1 protein-coding gene and 1 tRNA gene are annotated in these 1,530 nt (G+C 47.6%); one reads left to right on the plus strand and one right to left on the minus strand.

Annotated features, from left to right (window positions below):
* Window positions 1-1,289: glycosyltransferase family 117 protein (locus AC4E7D_RS08820; RefSeq protein ID WP_490173436.1), on the minus strand; the 1,289-nt coding region annotated here is incomplete at its 3' end.
* A 168-nt stretch (window positions 1,290-1,457) separates the two neighbouring features.
* Between AC4E7D_RS08820 and AC4E7D_RS08825 the strand changes: the two genes are divergently transcribed.
* A tRNA-Gln gene (locus AC4E7D_RS08825) sits at window positions 1,458-1,529 on the plus strand.
* The last annotated feature ends 1 nt before the right edge of the window (window position 1,530 follow it).

Consider the following 1,530-nt stretch of genomic DNA (forward strand, 5'->3'; position numbering starts at 1 on the left):
CTCAATTCCTCATTGGAGGTTTTCACCCGGAAATCCAGGGGGCCAAAGTACTTCATGTAGTTTTCGGCGTGCTGATCGCTCCACATCCTTGGGAGGAAACCGCGATGTGCCTCATTGGGCCCCTGCATGGCATCTTTATAGTTGTTAACTATGATGTACTTCCCTAGGGCTTCATCCCTTTCGTATTTGGGTTTGTCATCTTTGTCTTCTCCAGGCGGTGCAAAAAGGTCCGAATAGTAGGTTCCGTAAACAGGGCTGTCTACCCCGGGGTATTGTTCCCGGTTATAGTAGGCCAGCAGGGAACGCGCATCAGAGGGGTTGTTCTCATTGACCACTACATTGGCATTGGCCCTGATGGGCAGCATCAGCCATGAAGAAAAGCCCAGGAAGAGAAAGAGGGCACATAAAACAAGGGTATTGGCCACCCTGAAATTGTTCTTGCGGGTATAGCGAAGGCCAAAATAGAAGGCTGCTGCAAAGAGCAGTCCCATGATAATGGTACCCGAGTTAAAAGGCAATCCAATGCTGTTTATGAAGAATACCTCGCTCCACCCAAAGAGTTGCAATACATAGGTAAGCGAGAACTTATAGATCAGCATAAGCAGGCCTACTACAAGTATATTGGCCAGCAGGAAGTTCTTTACGGTAGTTGTTTTATATCTTTTGAAATAATAGAGCAGACCGATGGAGGGTATGGCCAGAAACCCCATAAATTGTACACCAAAGGTGAGTCCGGTCACAAAAGCGATAAGGATGAGGTACCGGTTGCCCCTCGGGTGGTCCAGGTTGTCTGTCCATTTCAGACCCAGCCACAGTAACAAGGCCATGATAAAACTGGCCATGGCGTATACCTCGGTTTCTACCGCATTGAACCAGAAACTGTCCGAATAGGTAAAGGCAAGGCTGCCCACCAGGCCACTTCCCAGCACGGCAAGGGCATGCCCGTTGGACAACTCAACCTTATTTGGGATGAGTTTCCTGACCAGGTTCGTTATCGTCCAGAACATGAAGAGAATGGTAAATGCACTTGAGACACCGGACACATAATTCACCATCCGTGCCACCTGGTCGGCCTCCAGCGCAAACATGGCAAAAAAGGCGCCGATCATTTGAAGCAGGGGGGCACCAGGGGGGTGTCCTACCTGCAACTTAGCTGAAGTTGTAATGTATTCCCCTGCATCCCAGAAGCTCCCGGTGGGTTCAACGGTAAGCCCGTAAGTGATCAGGGCAATAAAAAAAGCAACCCAGCCGAGGCGGGTTTCCCATTTCTCGAAATTCTTTGAAAACATGGATAGATTGATTTACCAGTCGAGGCGAATTTACTAATTAAAAAGATTAGGAAGGGATATTTTTGTTAAACCTTTAACAGCGGCAATCGCCCTGTTGATCGGAATATATATGCAATTTGTTTGTGCAAATAAAAGATTGTTTTAACTTTGCTCGCTCTTAATTGAGATTGGCCTATGGTGTAATTGGCAACACTACTGGTTTTGGTCCAGTCATTCTAGGTTCGAGTCCTAGTAGGCCAAC

This window comes from Lentiprolixibacter sp. (assembly GCF_982873095.1).